The sequence below is a fragment of the Burkholderia sp. Bp9004 genome (assembly GCF_003858025.1).
Lineage (GTDB): Bacteria > Pseudomonadota > Gammaproteobacteria > Burkholderiales > Burkholderiaceae > Burkholderia > Burkholderia diffusa.
In genome coordinates, this window is the sequence record NZ_QTQD01000088.1 from 1 (window position 1) to 595 (window position 595).

The 595-nt window shown below is 57.8% G+C and carries 1 protein-coding gene; it reads left to right on the top strand.

Annotated elements, in window-relative coordinates:
• The first annotated feature begins 71 nt into the window (after positions 1-71).
• Positions 72-386, top strand: a complete 315-nt coding sequence (locus DIE08_RS35275; protein ID WP_059602377.1) for a hypothetical protein — start codon at positions 72-74, stop codon at positions 384-386.
• Positions 387-595 lie beyond the last annotated feature (209 nt).

Consider the following 595-nt stretch of genomic DNA (forward strand, 5'->3'; position numbering starts at 1 on the left):
CACAACATGGCCGATTTTCGGCAGATTCTCGCGCAGCGTTAGAATATCGCCCCTTCTCATGTGAGATCAAAATGTCCTGGTTCGTTTACGAAGTGCCCGAATACCACGAAGATGCTGCGCGCATCGAACCCTTCAGCGACCTGCGTAGCCGTGTGCTGAAAGTCGGTGGCCTGGCTATGGCGGATGAACTGGAAAGCGTTCGCGAGAATGCCGCGGCGACAGCGGACACGCCCGAGCGCCCCCTGCGGACTCCGGAGAATCCGCAGGTCTTTCCGATTCCTTACGCCGACTCCATGATCCTGGTCGGGTTCATCTTCGATCTGAAACGCGAATTCCGGCAACTGGTCGTGTCACCCGTGGAAATGCCCTGGCTGAAAGACGCGTAAAAGGTGGTCGGAACGGAAGCCAACGGAAGAGTTGCTCCTGTTCTTGAGGCCGGGGTGCGAATATCCTGCGCACGCTTTCCAATACACATGCGTCGAGTTGGAACCACACTTCGGACTGAATCGAGCTGCGCAGCTACTAAAACAGGGGGAGCTGCCGTGGGCCGCGACAGGGTACCGAGACGTGTTCGCCATCTTTCCCTGCACGTTGC